Genomic DNA, 14356 nt, shown 5'->3' on the forward strand with positions numbered 1-14356 from the left:
CTTCAGTGACAATTGCCATCCAGCCCCGCTGGCAAAGGAACGCTAGCGGCTGCCCGGCGGTCGCCTTGGCGCAGCGCATCAGGACCTAGTGGGGTTTCCCAACGAGCATGACGATTCTTTCCGGAGGAGCAGCGTCAGAAGTCGGTGCCTGTTCTGTTCTGTTCTGTTCTGACAATGAGGTTAGTTGAGGTTGACGGTGGCGGTATTTAGGGACGAGGACGAGGTCTATGCCTTCCTGGGCGGGATCTTTCGGCGGGGTTTGGAGAAGGAGGGTCTGGCGGACAAGCTCGCGAATTCGGGTGTGGTGTTGCGGGTGCATTACACAGATCCGGATGCGGTTGTGACGGTGGACATGCCGAACAAGGTGGTGGAGACCGGAGCGGCCAGTACCGCGGTGCCCAACGTGGAGTTGTTCATGTCGGCAGACACGGGGAACAAGTTCTGGTTGGGGAAGGTGAACTTGACGATGGCGATGGCCAAGGGAACGGTACGTGCGAAAGGTCCGGTGCCGAAGTTGATCAAGTTGATCCCGCAGGCCAAGAACCTGTTCCCCGAGTACCGGTTGATGCTGGAGAGCCAGAATCGGCAGGACCTCATCGATGCGTGACCCTCGCCTCACCGCGGGCTGTAGGGCGGGTGTGCGATGAGGAGCACGATGCAGGACGTTGCGTTGACTGTGCCCGCGATCGTGGCCCATGCTTCGGCAGTCCATGGCGATCGCGAGGTGCTGACTGCGCGCGGACCCCGGCAGATCTCTGGGGTGTCCTATCGCGAGGTGGGTGAGCGTGCGGCACGGTTGGCAAATGCTTTGCGCCAGATCGGCATCCGTGGAGATGAGCGTGTCGCGACGCTGCAATGGAGCAACCAGGAGCATCTGGACTGTTACGCGGCGGTGCCGTCGATGGGCGCGGTGCTGCATACGTTGAACCTGCGGCTGCCGCCGGAACAGCTGACGTGGATCGCCAATCATGCCGAGGATCGGGTGATCATCGTCGACAGTACGGTGCTTGCCCTTTTGGCGGCGGCGTTGCCGTCGATGACCTCGGTGCGCACGGTGCTAGTGACCGGAACCGGCGATCTTGCCGCGGTCGAGGGGTGCGGAAAGGACGTCCTACGGTACGACGATGTGGTGGCCGCCCAGTCGAGTACGTTCGAGTGGCCCGATGTCGATGAGCGGTCGGCTGCAGCGATGTGCTATACGAGCGGTACCACCGGGCACCCGAAAGGTGTTGTCTACAGCCATCGTTCGACGTGGTTGCACTCTCAGGCGGCGTGCACCTCGAATGCCTTGGGCATCGGTCATGACGACACGGTGTTGGCGATCGTTCCGATGTTCCACGCCAACGCGTGGGGGTTGCCGTATGCGGCGATGATGGCCGGCGCGCAGCTTCTGCTGCCTGACCGTTTCCTGCAGGCGGGGCCTTTGGTGGAGATGATCGAGGCGGTGCGGCCGACGATGGCGGGGGCGGTGCCGACAATCTGGACCGATGTTCTGCATTACTTGCGCGACAATCCTGGCCATGACGTGAGTTCGCTGAAGATGGTGGCCTGCGGTGGTTCGGCGGTTCCGCGGTCGTTGATGACCGCCTATGACGAGCTGGGCATCCGCATTGTGCAGGCTTGGGGGATGACTGAGACTTCCCCGCTGGCCTCGGTCGCTCTGCCGCGGAGTTCTGATACCCCGGAGAGGTCGCTTCACCTGCGCGCAACCCAAGGCCGGGTGGTGGCCGGTGTGCAGGCCCGCATCGTCGATGACAGCGGTGCAGAACAACCGTGGGACGGAAAATCGGTGGGGGAGATTCAAGTCCGCGGCCCGTGGATCACTCAGTCGTATTACGAGAATGACAGTCCGGCGGCGTCGCCGGACGGGTGGTTGCGTACCGGGGACGTCGGGACGATCAGCGCGGACGCGCTCATCGCGCTGACCGACCGCTCCAAGGATGTCATCAAGTCCGGGGGCGAATGGATCTCCTCGGTGGAATTGGAGAACGAGTTGGCCGCTCACCCTGCGGTGCGCACCGCCACGGTGATTGGAGTGCCCGACGACAAGTGGCAGGAACGGCCGCTGGCGGTGGTCGTCCTGGCTGCCGACCGCACCGCCACCGCGGCGGAGCTGACCGAATTTCTGCGTGCGCGGGTGGCCAAGTGGTGGCTACCGGAACGGTGGGCGTTCGTCACCGACATTCCGCTGACTTCCACTGGCAAGTTCGACAAGAAGAAGCTGCGCCGCCAGTTCGCCGACGGTGACCTCATCATCGAGACGCTGGCGTGAATCATCAATCCACTGCGACCGAAACACTGACGTTAAGGAGACACACATGAAGACACGTGCTGCAGTGCTGTGGGGCCTAGGAGAAAAGTGGGAAGTCGAGGACATCGAGTTGGATCCTCCCGGCCCCGATGAAGTGCTCGTCCAGCTGACCGCGACCGGGTTGTGCCATTCCGACGAACACCTCGTGACCGGCGACCTGCCCATTCCGCTGCCCGTCGTCGGTGGCCACGAGGGTGCCGGCACCGTGGTCGAAGTGGGTGCGGGTGTCGAGAACGTCGCCGAGGGCGATTCGGTGATCCTGACGTTCCTGCCGTCGTGCGGGCACTGTTCCTATTGCGCGCGGGGGATGGGGAACATGTGCGACTTGGGTGCCGCGCTCATGATGGGACCCCAGATCGACGGCACTTACCGTTTCCATGCCAGGGGTGAGGACGTCGGCCAGATGTGCCTGCTGGGCACGTTCTCGGAATACACCGTGGTCCCCAAGGCGTCTCTGGTCAAAATCGACCAGGGGACACCGCTGGACAAGGCGGCGTTGATCGGGTGTGGTGTGACGACCGGGTACGGGTCGGCGGTGCGCACCGGTGAGGTGCGTGCCGGGGATACCGTGGCGGTGATCGGAGCCGGTGGCATCGGCATGAATGCGATTCAGGGTGCCCGCATCGCGGGCGCGTTGAACATCGTGGCTGTCGATCCGGTGGCGTTCAAGCGTGAACAAGCCGGCGGTTTCGGTGCGACGCATGCCGTTGCCACGATCGACGAGGCCTGGTCACTGATCAGTGACATCACCCGCGGCAAACTCGCCGATGTCTGCGTCTTGACCACCGATGTCGCCGAAGGGTCCTACATCGGCGAGGCGCTGTCCTTGGTCGGTAAACGCGGCCGTGTGGTCGTTACCGCGATCGGGCACCCCGAAGACACCTCGATGTCGGGTTCACTGCTGGAATTGACGCTGTATGAAAAGCAGATCCGCGGCGCTCTGTACGGTTCTTCGAACGCCGCCCACGACATCCCGCGGCTCGTCGAGCTCTACAACGCCGGACACCTCAAGCTGGATGAGCTGATCACCCGTGAGTACACCCTCGATCAGATCAACGAAGGCTACGCGGATATGCGATCGGGCCGCAACATCCGAGGACTCATCCGATTCTGATAAAGCAGCCGAAGCGCGGGAGCGCGACCACGGGAGCAAGCGAGCTGAGTACAACGGTTGAGTGCTGCGCGTCTGTGGCTCTTACCGTTGACGTGTTGATGCAGGACTAGCGATCGAAAGTCAATGTGCCCCATCGCCATAGGCTGTCGAGATGCGCGGCTGAGGTTGGCTGCGGTCACGCGTGTTGGTGTTGGCACCTACTGTCAGCCGGGAAGCCGTGATGAAACGTAGCTTTTGACGAGTCTCAACAGTGCTACTGACAAGGAAGGAAGCGGCGATGACGAGGATTCAAGTTCCCTATCCCCATAGGAGGGGAGGGCACTGTGGTTCCGGTGCGCTTCGTGACCTTACTGAATGGGCCCAACTCGGATGGGGGACAGAAGCACTCAGTGAAGGATTGGTCTTCACCCTCGGCGGAGTCTTGGACTTCTCGTACGTCCGCTCTACGCAGTTGTTCCCCCAGGTGTACCTGGTAGGACGAGGAAGCGACCTGGAACAGGATTACCTCTCCCGGGTTGGCGCAAAGTTCGTCGTGCGATCGACCGATGACCCGGACGTGGGATGGGCATTTGTGACCGACGAAATCGACAAAGGTCGACCCGTCATGGTCTGGGCTGACATCGGCGAACTTCCTTACCTGCGCGTCCGATTGCACATGAGCCGTCACGACATTGTCATCACCGGATACGATGACGAACAACGGGTCGCCTATGTGGTCGATAATGACCGCGAGACAACCCAGACGGTGGCCTACGACGACCTACGCCGGGCGCGGTCCTCGGTCGGGTTTCCCACACCTACCCGGCACACCACATATCACGTCGACTGGCCAGAGCGAGTGCCAGACCTTGGGCCGATCGCGGCCGCTGCACTCGCCGCGAGCGCAGCGTTCATGCGCGGCGGTGCCGTAGGTGCGCCGCTACTGCGCATCGAGGCAGCTGAAGTCGAATCTTCCGGTTTGAAGGGTGTGCAGGACTTCGCCGATGACGTAGGGCATTGGCCAACGCTGTTCGATGACGATGCCCTGACCGCGGCATTGTTCGGGCTCGGGGCGTTCATCGAGAAAGCCGGTACCGGCGGCGGGCTCTTTCGTACGCTGCAGGCAGACGGTTGCCAGAACATCGCCGATCTCCTAGATGACGCCGCCACTGCCGAAGCGGCTGCCGCGGCCCGACATGCTTCCAAAGCGTGGTCTACGCTTGCGGCCGCAGCCACGGATGCCGGCACATCGCTACGGAGTCGTAGTCTAGCTGCGGCCAAAGTCGCCGCGACGATCCCGGACGCCGAAACGCGCCTCGTCGAAGCCCTCGAAACGGCCAGTCGATCCGTTGGCACTGTCGATACCGGCATCGAAGCTCATCTGAAAGGCTATCTGTGAGTGGCACTTCAAATCAATCGAGTTTCCTGAAGACTACTGGTTTCTCGATTGGCAGCATGACGATGTTCAGCGCTTCGCCCAGAACGCGGTCGGTGACGTTCGTGACCCTTGTGCAGAAGGCGAGGTTGACCGTCACCGCTGTGGGGGACAGGATTTGGTATGACCCCTATAGCACCGACGACGACCCCGAGCATTATCGGGCGAGCTATGCGGCGACAGCGTCGAGGGCGTATTGCGGGGCAGGACCAAATGGCTGATAGTGACGGAACTGGAAGGTGTACCGCAGCGATGATCTCGGCGGGCTAACGAGTCCTTTACATACTGTCTTCGGGCGATCAGCCCAGCCGACGTCGGCGCAGTTCTTCAGTCGCATGGTGGTCCATGCACTGCGTGGTCCTATTTAGGAGGATTTCGTCATCGACGAGCAAGCGGAAGAAGATTCGGCCATCGCGTGGTGGCATAACTTTCAGAATCGTGTTATCGCCGCCGACGGCGACTACCTCGATGCGCACCATCCGTGGTGCCTTGGTTGCGGCACAGACAATCCGCACGGTCATCGCCTGCGAGCGCGTCGGCGTGGCGACGGGGTGGGCGCCAGGCATATCTTCGACGGCCGACATCGCGGCGCACCCGGGATCGCACATGGCGGCGCAGTCATGACGGTTCTTGACGACACGGTGGGCATGCTGCTCTACGTCGTCGGTGAGATGGCCGTCACCCGTAAGCTCGACACCGAGTTCTTCGCGCCGGTATTGCTGGGGGTTCCCTACGAGGTCAGCGCGGAGCTCGTGTCCAGAACCGGCCGGAAACTCGAAGTGCGGACAGAATTGCGCGAGGAAGCCACCGGCCAGCTGGTCGCGTCCGCGTCCGGGTTATTCGTCGTCGTCACGCTGGATCACTTCACTAGCTCCATACAGAAGGCGTCGTCAATACGCTGCACTGCGCGACCACCCTGGGAAGGATGACTCAACCCGTAAATCTGCTCATTTTTCAACCGGCGCAGGCTGCTCAGGATTGAACCGGGGCCGACAGGGGGTTTGCTAAGCAAACGCGTACTCGACCACATCGTGGTGTACCAGCCTTCGGTAGCGTGACGCCGCAGCGTGTCGGCGAAAATACCGCCGGTCTCATCTGTTGTGGCCCGCCGGGGAGTTGATATCGACCTGGATGTGCGAAGCGGCCGGGTCAGGTTTCTGGCCGAGGGTATACAGGCCAAGACTGCCGAGAAAACCCGCACAATGCTCGATAAGCACTTCGGTCGATAGGTTTAGTTGTCCGTCTATCCAGCGACGGAGAATCTCGAACAGGCCCCCGACACCGTAGGTAGCGGCGAGATCTGCGACCTGAATCACCTCGCTGGGTATATCGAGATGCAGGCGGGCCTCTCTGAGGACGAGCTCCGCAAATTCGGACATCAGTTCGCTTCGCAGCTGCCGAAGCAGGGGTTCAGCGCCCGATTCGACAAACAATATGCGGGCCATGCTGGGATCGTTCTCGATCATCTGAACCAGGGCCTTTATCGGAGCGTAAGCGAGTTCTTGAGGAGCAACGGTGTCATCCGGTATCGCCTTGGTGATCACGGCTTGGAAGGTGGTGGAGATCTTGGTGAACATCGCACGCAGGAGCGCGTCTCTGTCGCGAAACTGCTGGTAGAAGTACCGGCTCGTCACTCCTGACTCCGTACACACAGCGGTCACGGTGCACGCGGCGGCTCCCTGCTTGCCCATGAGCGCGACCGCGGCGTCAATCAGCAGTGCGCGGCGCTGCGCATCGCGTTGAGTTGCGGACAGCCCGCCATAAACACGTGCTGGACTCATGCCCTACATTCTGGCAGTCTCATGTGACAAGGCCTAAAGTCAGATCACGCAACGGAGGAAGGACCCCGTCAAGATGCCGGAAGATCGAGCCTCGACCAAGAGCCGTGTATTGCCAAAACCCCGGCGCGTTCGTTTCCCCATGCCCACCTCCACGAAGCGGCGACACTTCGTGGATGGCGACCTGGTGATGAGCCATTTCATCTCGGTGCTTTCTGCGACCTTCCCGGAAGGGGAAGACTTCTTCATCCGCTCGGTCAAGTATTTCCAGAGTTCCATCGACGATCCCCAATTGCTGACAGCGGTCAAGGGTTTCATCGGGCAAGAGGCCACACACCGACACCAGCATCGGCTCCTCAACGAACGGCTCCAGGCCATGGGTTATCCGACCGCGCGGATCGACCGCCACGTCGCACGCCTGATCAAGCGATTGGAGCGGCGCTTTTCGCCAGAAATGCGGCTGTCGATGACCTCTGCATTGGAGCACTACACCGCGACGCTCGCTGAAATCATTCTCACCAGCGATGACGCGCAGAAGCTCATCGGACAGACAGAGGTTCGACCGATTCTGCTGTGGCATGCGTTCGAGGAGTCGGAGCACAAAGCCGTCGCCTTCGACGCCTATCGGCTGATTGGAGGCACCGAGCGCACCCGCGTACGGGGCATGCGGATCGCCTCTGCAATTCTGTTCGGCGAACTCATTCTGCAGACTGCGCTGTCGATGGCCTCTGACAAGGCCTCGTATAACCCGGTCACGTTGGTGCGTAGCCTACGTCGCTTCAGTCGCACCCCGATGTTCACCGCCGATGCGCTGCAGCGATTCCGTTCGTACAACCGCCCCGGCTTCCACCCTGATGATTGGGACAGCACCGCGGTCCTGGAGCGATGGAGCAAGGAACTGTTCGACCAAGACGGCTCACAGAAGGTCATCGCTCAGCCGGGGTAGCAAAAGTGCGTGAGGAGGGCGACGCAGAAAGACACTGTTTCTGCGTCGTTCCTCCAAACAATCGACAGCGCGCCTGTCGTCACGGATTGGATGCCCGGTGGCGGGTCAAGGCGACAGTCATACAGACAAGTGCAGTCGGCCTCGAAACTCACGGAAAGGTTAAGCCTCAGCCGCTGACGACGTAGCGTTGAGCCAAGGTTTCAGCCAGTCGGCTCGTGTGCGCGACCACTTCCTTTTCGGTCACCGCGAGCAAACCGGAGTGCCAGGCCGTGATGACTTCGACGAACCCCCCCACCGCAACCAAAGTGTCCATACGAAGGGCCGTCTCGTCGGCGTCTTCTCTGAGATGTGGCCGGCTTGCCTCGACGACCAACTGCGTTGCCTCCTGCAGCGCCACAGCGCGGCGATCTTGCAGCGGTGAGCTACCTACATGCTGAGCGAGGAGGATGTGCGCCCGGCCAGGATCGCGTGCGATCCGGTCGACCACGATGGCGATCGCCGCGGTGATGGTTTCGATCGGCGGCCGATCCACACGCTCGTCGAAGAGCGCGGAAACCTCGCCGAGCATGTCATTGCGAACGCCATCCCACGCTGCGACGAGAAGATCCTCGCGCGTCTTGAAGTCCTCGTAGAAGTATCGATCGTTGAGCCCTGTCCGGGCGCACACGCCGCGCATAGTCACTGCGGCCCAACCGCTCTCACTCCAAATCTCGGTCGCAGCCTCGATCAATTGCTGCCGTCGCTCTGCTCGACGCTCAGCACCGGTCCGACCACCCCAGCGCGTGTTTCTCGACCGCACATCAAACATCTTGACAAAACGTCGGGCTCACGACCAAACTGGTGGCATGCGACACCAATGGTGGCTGATGCCCCCAAATCAATGGTCTCCCGCACCGGAAATCAGTGTCGCGATCCGAAAGGCAAGCAGATGAGGTTCTTGCCGTTCGGTAGTTCACCAGGTAGAACCCACCGCGCCCACGCAGTAGTCACAGGCGCAGGGAGCGGTATCGGCCGCGCGTTCGCCGTTGAGCTTGCACGCCGAGGTGGACGTGTTGTGTGTGCGGACAAAGACCCCATCACTGCGAAAGAGTCGGCCGAGTTGGTGAGGCAGGCCGGCGGCGAGGGTTTCGACGTCGTATGCGACGTCACCGACCTTGAGCAGGTCCGTAACCTCGCTGATGCCAGTGAAGACTGGTTTGGCAAGGCGGCGAGCCTGGTGATCAACAACGCCGGAATCGGTGCGGGCGGCAATCGCATCGGCGCTACGTCGGTCGAGGACTGGAACGCTGCGATTTCTGTCAACCTTTGGGGTGTTATCTACGGGTGCGAGACTTTCGTTCCCCGGCTCCGGAGCAACGGCCGTGGCGGAGTGATCAATGTGGCGTCCGCCGCGAGTTTCGGCTCGGCGCCCCGAATGGGGGCATACAACGTGAGTAAGGCCGGAGTGCTCGCTCTGTCCGAGACCTTGGCGGCCGAACTGAGCGGTACTAACGTCAATGTCACAGTGCTTTGCCCCACCTTCGTCAAGACGAACATCGCCAAAAATCCTCAGATTGAGGAGTCGGCGGCGAAACTCGCGACCAACCTGATGAGGTGGACCGGCATTTCGCCGGATCAAGTGGCTCGAACGACCTTGAACGCGCACGATCGCGGACAAATCTATGTAGTGCCCCAACTGGACGCGAAAATTTTGTGGCAACTGAAAAGAGCTTTACCCGGTCAGTTTACGCGGGCGTTGGGGCTGGTGGAGCGCGTGGCCTCATGGAACGATCCAGCCGAACAGAGGGAGCAGTGAAATGGCGTTCGCATATAGCGACATGCTCGAGACGATCAAGAACAAGCAATGGGCTCTCGCCGATATCGATTGGGGCGCCCCTGGTGCGGAGTTGATCACCGACGAACAGCGTCCCAAACTCAAGCAATTCATGTCCGACGTGGTGTGGATTGAGCATGTCGGAGCGCGCGCCTTTGCTGCGATGGCCCCGAAGGCGCCCTTCGAAGCGCTCGGAGACATTTACCGTTACTTTCACGCCGAGGAGCAGCGTCACGCCAACGCCGAACTTGCTCTGATGCGTCGCTGGGGCATGATCGAGGAAGGCGAAAAGCCTGTACCGAATAAGAACATCCGTCTCGTGATCGAGTGGCTAGATCGGTACGCTGAGGCTCTTCCTCTGACTGTCATCGGCGCCGCGATTCCCGCACTGGAGACCGCGCTGGACGGGGCCCTGCTGAAATTTCTCCTTGATGAGGTCGACGACCCAATTTGCGGGGAAGTATTCAATAAGGTCAACAGCGACGAATCGCGGCACCTTGCAGTAGGTTTTCAAGTCCTGAATGACCTCGGCGCCAGTCCCATGCGAATCCATGCAATCCAAACGGTCGGCGCTGTGATGGACCCCCGTATTCTCACTGGCGCGTTGCTGTATATACCGCTTCTCACGCGCATGTTGATGAATCTCAACGCGATGGGGCTATCCGAAGAGAAGCTGTACAACGCGGTGACGCGATATGGCAATGTCGGGGACCGCAGTGAGCACACGCGGAGGGTGCCTGGATATCACATCTTGAAGGCCCACATGTCCTCCTCGATCAAGCGGTCCCAACCCCTTCACTTCGTTTCCCAGCGCTTAGGCAATGCGATCGACATCTTCCCCGTGCAAGTACTCGGGCGACCGCCTTCATGGACGGATGAACTGACCTATGAACCGGTCGCTAAATGACGGACACGGTAACGACTTTGATCGTCGGCGCCGGCTTCGCGGGTATCGGTACGGCGATGAGAATGCTTCAAGCGGGCGTTAACGACTTTGTCATCTTGGAGCGATCACATCGCGTCGGGGGCACCTGGCGTGACAACACTTACCCCGGCGCCGCCTGCGACATTCCGTCATTGCTGTACTCCTACTCGTTCGAGCCGAACCCAGGCTGGACTCGCGCATACTCGGGGAGCGCAGAGATCCTCGCCTATATCGACGCGATTGTCGCGAAATACGATCTTGGGAGGTTCATTCATTTCGGTGCGGACGTGAGTGCACTGGAATTCGACGAGGATGCCGGAGAGTGGGTTGTCGACACGACCGGCGGCAGGCGGTATCGGGGCCGTTCAGTCGTGATGGCTAGCGGACCACTTGCTGACGCCAGTTTCCCGGATATTCGTGGCATCGAGTCGTACGAGGGGAAAAAGATTCACAGTGCTCGGTGGGACCACTCCTATGACATGAGCGGTAAGAGGGTGGCGGTTATCGGGACCGGGGCGAGCGCTGTGCAGATCGTTCCCGAATTGGTCCAGTTGGCGGCGTCGGTCAAGGTGTTTCAGAGGACGCCCGGCTGGGTCCTACCGAGGGTGAATTTCCGGCATCCGGCCTGGGCGCGTTCGACTTTCAAGCGCATGCCGGCAACCGAACAGGCCCTACGAGGTGCGTGGTTTTGGGCGCATGAGGTCATGGCCGTGGGCATGGTTTGGGATACCGCTGCCACATCTGTCATCCAAGCGGCCGCGAAGGCGAATCTGCGTCGGCAGGTGAAGGATACCTGGTTGAGACGTCAGCTAACACCGCAGTTCAGACCTGGGTGCAAACGCATGCTTATGACTAACGACTATTACCCTGCTCTCCAGGCCGATAACTGCAAACTCGTCAGCTGGCCGATCGCCACACTGGCTCCGAACGGAATTCGAACCGCCGACGGCATCGAGCATGAGGTGGACTGCATAGTATTCGCGACAGGCTTCGATGTGTGTAAACGCGGTACGCCATTTCCGATCCTGGGGCGCGACGGGCGAAAACTCGAAGACGCGTGGTCTGAGGGGAGATTTGCCTACAAGAGCGTGAGTGTGGCCGGGTATCCGAATTTGTTCTTCACTTTCGGGCCTAATTCCGGTCCTGGCCACAACTCCGCTCTTCTATATATGGAGGCGGCAATCGATTACATCGTAAAAGCGATCGAGCTCTTGCGCGACCAAGGTAACGGAGTCCATACCCTGGATGTGAAAGAGAATAGCCAAAACGCGTACCACTCCAATATTCAGCGGCGGTTACGACGCACGACATGGAACTCGGGTTGCAGCAGCTGGTATTTAACAGAGGATGGCTATAACGGCACGATGTATCCGGGCTTTGCGACTCAGTTCACCAGGGAACTGTCCCGTCTGGATATGCGGGATTACGATATCACTCGGCGTGACGATGCTGACCTGAAGTTGACACAAACACGCTGAACTGCAGCAGCGGATAGGGTAAACATCAAAGCGCACGTGAGGAAGTAATGGGTTCTGAGTCTGGGCAGCACTACGAAATTGTAATAGTCGGAGCCGGGTTTTCTGGGATTGGTACAGCGATCAGCCTGTTGAAGGCCGGATTTGCGGACTTTCTTATAGTCGATGACGCCGATGGCGTCGGCGGTACATGGCACTGGAATACGTATCCGGGAATAGCGGTCGATATTCCGTCCTATAGTTACCAGTTCTCTTATGAGATGCGAACATCCTGGTCACGTACTTACGCTCACGGGGATGAGTTGAAGGCTTATGCAGAGCGGTGTGTAGAAAAATACGGACTCCAAAATTACATCCGGTTCAACACGACTGTGGACGAAGCCTGTTTCGACGAAGGCGCCGCACTATGGCGGCTGAGCTGCTCCTCTGGTCAGAATCTGACCGCGCGTTTTGTGATAAATTGCTCTGGCGTTCTCAGTCGGCCGAAGTGGCCTGATATTCCAGGAGTGCGCGACTTCGCCGGCGTGACGCTGCATACGGCCAGATGGGACCATACGAAAGATCTCACCGGTAAGCGGGTGGCGGTGATCGGGACTGGGGCATCTGCGGTGCAGCTGATTCCCGAAGTCGCGAAGATCGCATCAAGTCTGACGGTCTTCCAGCGAACGCCGATTTACTGCTTGCCGAAGCCGGATTTCTCCATACCGAGCTGGGCCGCGACAGTGATGCGGTTGGTGCCAGGGGCACAACTGATGACGCGCACTGCGAGTCAGGCGTTCGTCGAGTTCACATTTCCCATCGCAGCTCATTTTCACTCGTTGATCCCTGTGTCGGACCTCATGGAAGAGGCGGCGAAACGCTATATGCGTCGGGCGGTCGACGATCCGGTGACTCGAGACCAACTCATTCCTCGCTATTCGTTGGGTTGTAAGCGACCGAGTTTCCACAATTCCTATCTCGCAACGTACAACCGTCGCAATGTTTCGCTCGAGACCAGCGGCATCACCCATGTCGACCATGCCTCGGTTCACACTGAAGATGGCAAGAGTTATCCGATCGATGTCATGGTCTTGGCCACCGGGTTCAAAGTGATGGAGTCGGGCAATATGCCGACTTATGTGCTGAAGGGACGCGGTGGAGTGGAGCAGTCTGCCTGGTGGGATGAGCACCGCCTCCAAGCCTTCGAGGGTGTGAGCGTCCCAGGGTTCCCGAATCACTTCAATATCTTCGGTCCCTATGGTTACAACGGCTCCTCGTACTTCACACTCATCGAGGCGCAAAGTCGGCATATCGTCCGCTGTCTTCGTCGTGCGCGCACGCTGAAGGCTGATTACGTAGAGGTCAGACAGCAGGCGAACGATCGCTACTTCGGTGACATGGTTAGCCGCCGACATCGACAGGTTTTCTGGCAGCCGAGCTGTTCCAATGCCAACAGTTACTATTTCGACAAACACGGCGATGTTCCGTTGCGTCCGTCAACTACCCTGGAGACTTACTGGCGTAGCCGCACCTTCCGGCTCTCCGATTACCGATTTGAACGTCGCGCAGAATCCGTTGGCGCACGGTGACCAACACTGATGCGGCGGACCGGCGCCCCAGTCTTGCAAGTCATTTCGTGGCAATGACTTCGCGAAACACACTGCGTCCGCTGTCGCAACTCATCCCGTCGAGCGCCCACGGCCTCGCGGTGATGGATCGCGTACTCCGGATGGCGCTTGTGGGATCGCGGCCCCGCCGAAGCGTGGCGGTTCGCACAATAGATACCGAGTTCGCCGGGAATCAGATACGCGGGGATTGGATCACTTCTCCTGCAGTCGATCCACACGCGGTTCCGTTGCTCTACATTCATGGCGGCGCCTACTCCATGTGCTCACCGGCTACCCACCGCGGCCTGCTCGGTGAACTTGCCTCCGCGAGCGGTCGGCCCATCTTTGCGGTGAGGTATCGGCTAGCTCCACGCTATCCCTTTCCCGCTGCCGCCGACGATGCACTGAACGCATACCGCTGGCTCGTCACAGGGCAGCCTTCGGCTTCCGGCGAACGCGGTGTTGCGGTGGCCGGGGACTCGGCGGGCGGCCAGCTCACGATGGCCACCGCCCTTGGCGCACGTAGTGACGGACTGCCGCTGCCGGATTCGATGCTTCTCATGTCTCCGGTCCTGGATCTGACATGTGAACTCGCGAGGGCACGCGAACTTCGCCGCCGTGATCCTTTCGCCTCTGCTCGGTCCGCGGCCCGCGCTCTTGACCTGTACGTGGCTGGTGCAGATCACCGCAATGAGCGAATCAGCGTGCTCGACGCAGACCTCAGGTCCATGCCACCGATCCTGATTCAGGTAGGCGGAAGAGAAATGTTGATCGATGACTCGAGGCATCTTGCCGACCGCCTCCGATCGGCCGGATCAAGCGTTGAGATACAGGTGTACCGGGGACAGATCCACGTGTTCCAAGCCATGTTCCGAATCCTGCCCGAGGCTCGTGAGGCGATCCACCGCGCTGGAAACTTCCTGAAAGCTTCGGCCCACCGGTGAAAGTGTTGGGACCGTGGATGCTCCACTGCCACCGCGCCATCAACTGCTTC

The 14356-nt window shown here is 60.2% G+C and carries 14 protein-coding genes; 11 read left to right on the top strand and 3 right to left on the bottom strand.

Going from position 1 to position 14356, the window contains the following annotated elements; genetic code table 11:
* The first annotated feature begins 196 nt into the window (after positions 1–196).
* The 4 genes from A5700_RS03585 (at position 197) to A5700_RS03600 (ending at position 4803) form a co-directional block, all read left to right on the top strand.
* The gene (locus tag A5700_RS03585; RefSeq protein WP_016889191.1) at positions 197–607 is read left to right on the top strand and encodes an SCP2 sterol-binding domain-containing protein; all 411 of its coding nucleotides are present in this window, start codon (positions 197–199) and stop codon (positions 605–607) included.
* A 48-nt stretch (positions 608–655) separates the two neighbouring features.
* Positions 656–2272: a fatty acid--CoA ligase gene (locus A5700_RS03590; protein ID WP_016889190.1), complete on the top strand. Its 1617-nt coding sequence runs from the start codon at positions 656–658 to the stop codon at positions 2270–2272.
* A 46-nt stretch (positions 2273–2318) separates the two neighbouring features.
* Positions 2319–3425: an NDMA-dependent alcohol dehydrogenase gene (locus tag A5700_RS03595; protein WP_012394825.1), complete on the top strand. Its 1107-nt coding sequence runs from the start codon at positions 2319–2321 to the stop codon at positions 3423–3425.
* A gap of 277 nt (positions 3426–3702) precedes the next feature.
* The gene (locus A5700_RS03600) at positions 3703–4803 is read left to right on the top strand and encodes a BtrH N-terminal domain-containing protein (protein ID WP_042789224.1); all 1101 of its coding nucleotides are present in this window, start codon (positions 3703–3705) and stop codon (positions 4801–4803) included.
* A gap of 335 nt (positions 4804–5138) precedes the next feature.
* Here the strand turns inward: A5700_RS03600 and A5700_RS27345 are convergent, their stop codons facing one another.
* Positions 5139–5423, bottom strand: a complete 285-nt coding sequence (locus A5700_RS27345; RefSeq protein WP_012394823.1) for a hypothetical protein — start codon at positions 5421–5423, stop codon at positions 5139–5141.
* On the opposite strand from A5700_RS27345, the gene A5700_RS27180 reads away from it, so the two are divergent.
* Positions 5391–5768 carry a PaaI family thioesterase gene (locus tag A5700_RS27180; protein ID WP_016889187.1) on the top strand — a complete coding sequence of 126 codons (378 nt, stop codon included), beginning with the start codon at positions 5391–5393 and terminating at the stop codon, positions 5766–5768. The two genes, A5700_RS27345 and A5700_RS27180, sit on opposite strands and share 33 nt — an antisense overlap.
* Before the next feature lie 162 nt (positions 5769–5930).
* On the opposite strand, the gene A5700_RS03615 is transcribed toward A5700_RS27180, so the two are convergent.
* The gene (locus tag A5700_RS03615) at positions 5931–6620 is read right to left on the bottom strand and encodes a TetR/AcrR family transcriptional regulator (RefSeq protein ID WP_012394821.1); all 690 of its coding nucleotides are present in this window, start codon (positions 6618–6620) and stop codon (positions 5931–5933) included.
* Between the two features lie 73 nt (positions 6621–6693).
* Here A5700_RS03615 and A5700_RS03620 point away from each other — a divergent pair, with 73 nt between their 5' ends.
* Positions 6694–7563 carry a metal-dependent hydrolase gene (locus tag A5700_RS03620; protein WP_012394820.1) on the top strand — a complete coding sequence of 290 codons (870 nt, stop codon included), beginning with the start codon at positions 6694–6696 and terminating at the stop codon, positions 7561–7563.
* A gap of 166 nt (positions 7564–7729) precedes the next feature.
* Here A5700_RS03620 and A5700_RS03625 read toward each other — a convergent pair whose 3' ends face one another.
* The gene (locus tag A5700_RS03625) at positions 7730–8293 is read right to left on the bottom strand and encodes a TetR/AcrR family transcriptional regulator (protein ID WP_041324713.1); all 564 of its coding nucleotides are present in this window, start codon (positions 8291–8293) and stop codon (positions 7730–7732) included.
* 198 nt (positions 8294–8491) lie between these two features.
* Between A5700_RS03625 and A5700_RS03630 the strand changes: the two genes are divergently transcribed.
* Genes A5700_RS03630 through A5700_RS03645 form a run of 5 tightly spaced genes read left to right on the top strand, consistent with a single transcriptional unit; the run spans position 8492 to position 14306 of the window.
* On the top strand, positions 8492–9358 hold the full coding sequence (locus A5700_RS03630; RefSeq protein WP_012394818.1) for an SDR family NAD(P)-dependent oxidoreductase: 867 nt from the start codon (positions 8492–8494) through the stop codon (positions 9356–9358).
* A gap of 1 nt (position 9359) precedes the next feature.
* Positions 9360–10283 carry a hypothetical protein gene (locus A5700_RS03635; protein WP_012394817.1) on the top strand — a complete coding sequence of 308 codons (924 nt, stop codon included), beginning with the start codon at positions 9360–9362 and terminating at the stop codon, positions 10281–10283.
* Positions 10280–11779, top strand: coding sequence for an NAD(P)/FAD-dependent oxidoreductase (locus A5700_RS03640; RefSeq protein WP_012394816.1), 1500 nt, complete (start codon positions 10280–10282; stop codon positions 11777–11779). The genes A5700_RS03635 and A5700_RS03640 overlap by 4 nt, the downstream gene beginning before the upstream one ends.
* Positions 11780–11826: 47 nt before the next feature.
* Entirely contained in the window at positions 11827–13344 is a 1518-nt protein-coding gene (locus A5700_RS25025) for an NAD(P)/FAD-dependent oxidoreductase (protein ID WP_012394815.1), read from the top strand.
* On the top strand, positions 13341–14306 hold the full coding sequence (locus A5700_RS03645) for an alpha/beta hydrolase (protein ID WP_012394814.1): 966 nt from the start codon (positions 13341–13343) through the stop codon (positions 14304–14306). The genes A5700_RS25025 and A5700_RS03645 overlap by 4 nt, the downstream gene beginning before the upstream one ends.
* Positions 14307–14356: the final 50 nt, after the last annotated feature.

The organism is Mycobacterium sp. E1214 (genome assembly GCF_001666755.1).
Taxonomy (GTDB): Bacteria; Actinomycetota; Actinomycetes; order Mycobacteriales; family Mycobacteriaceae; genus Mycobacterium.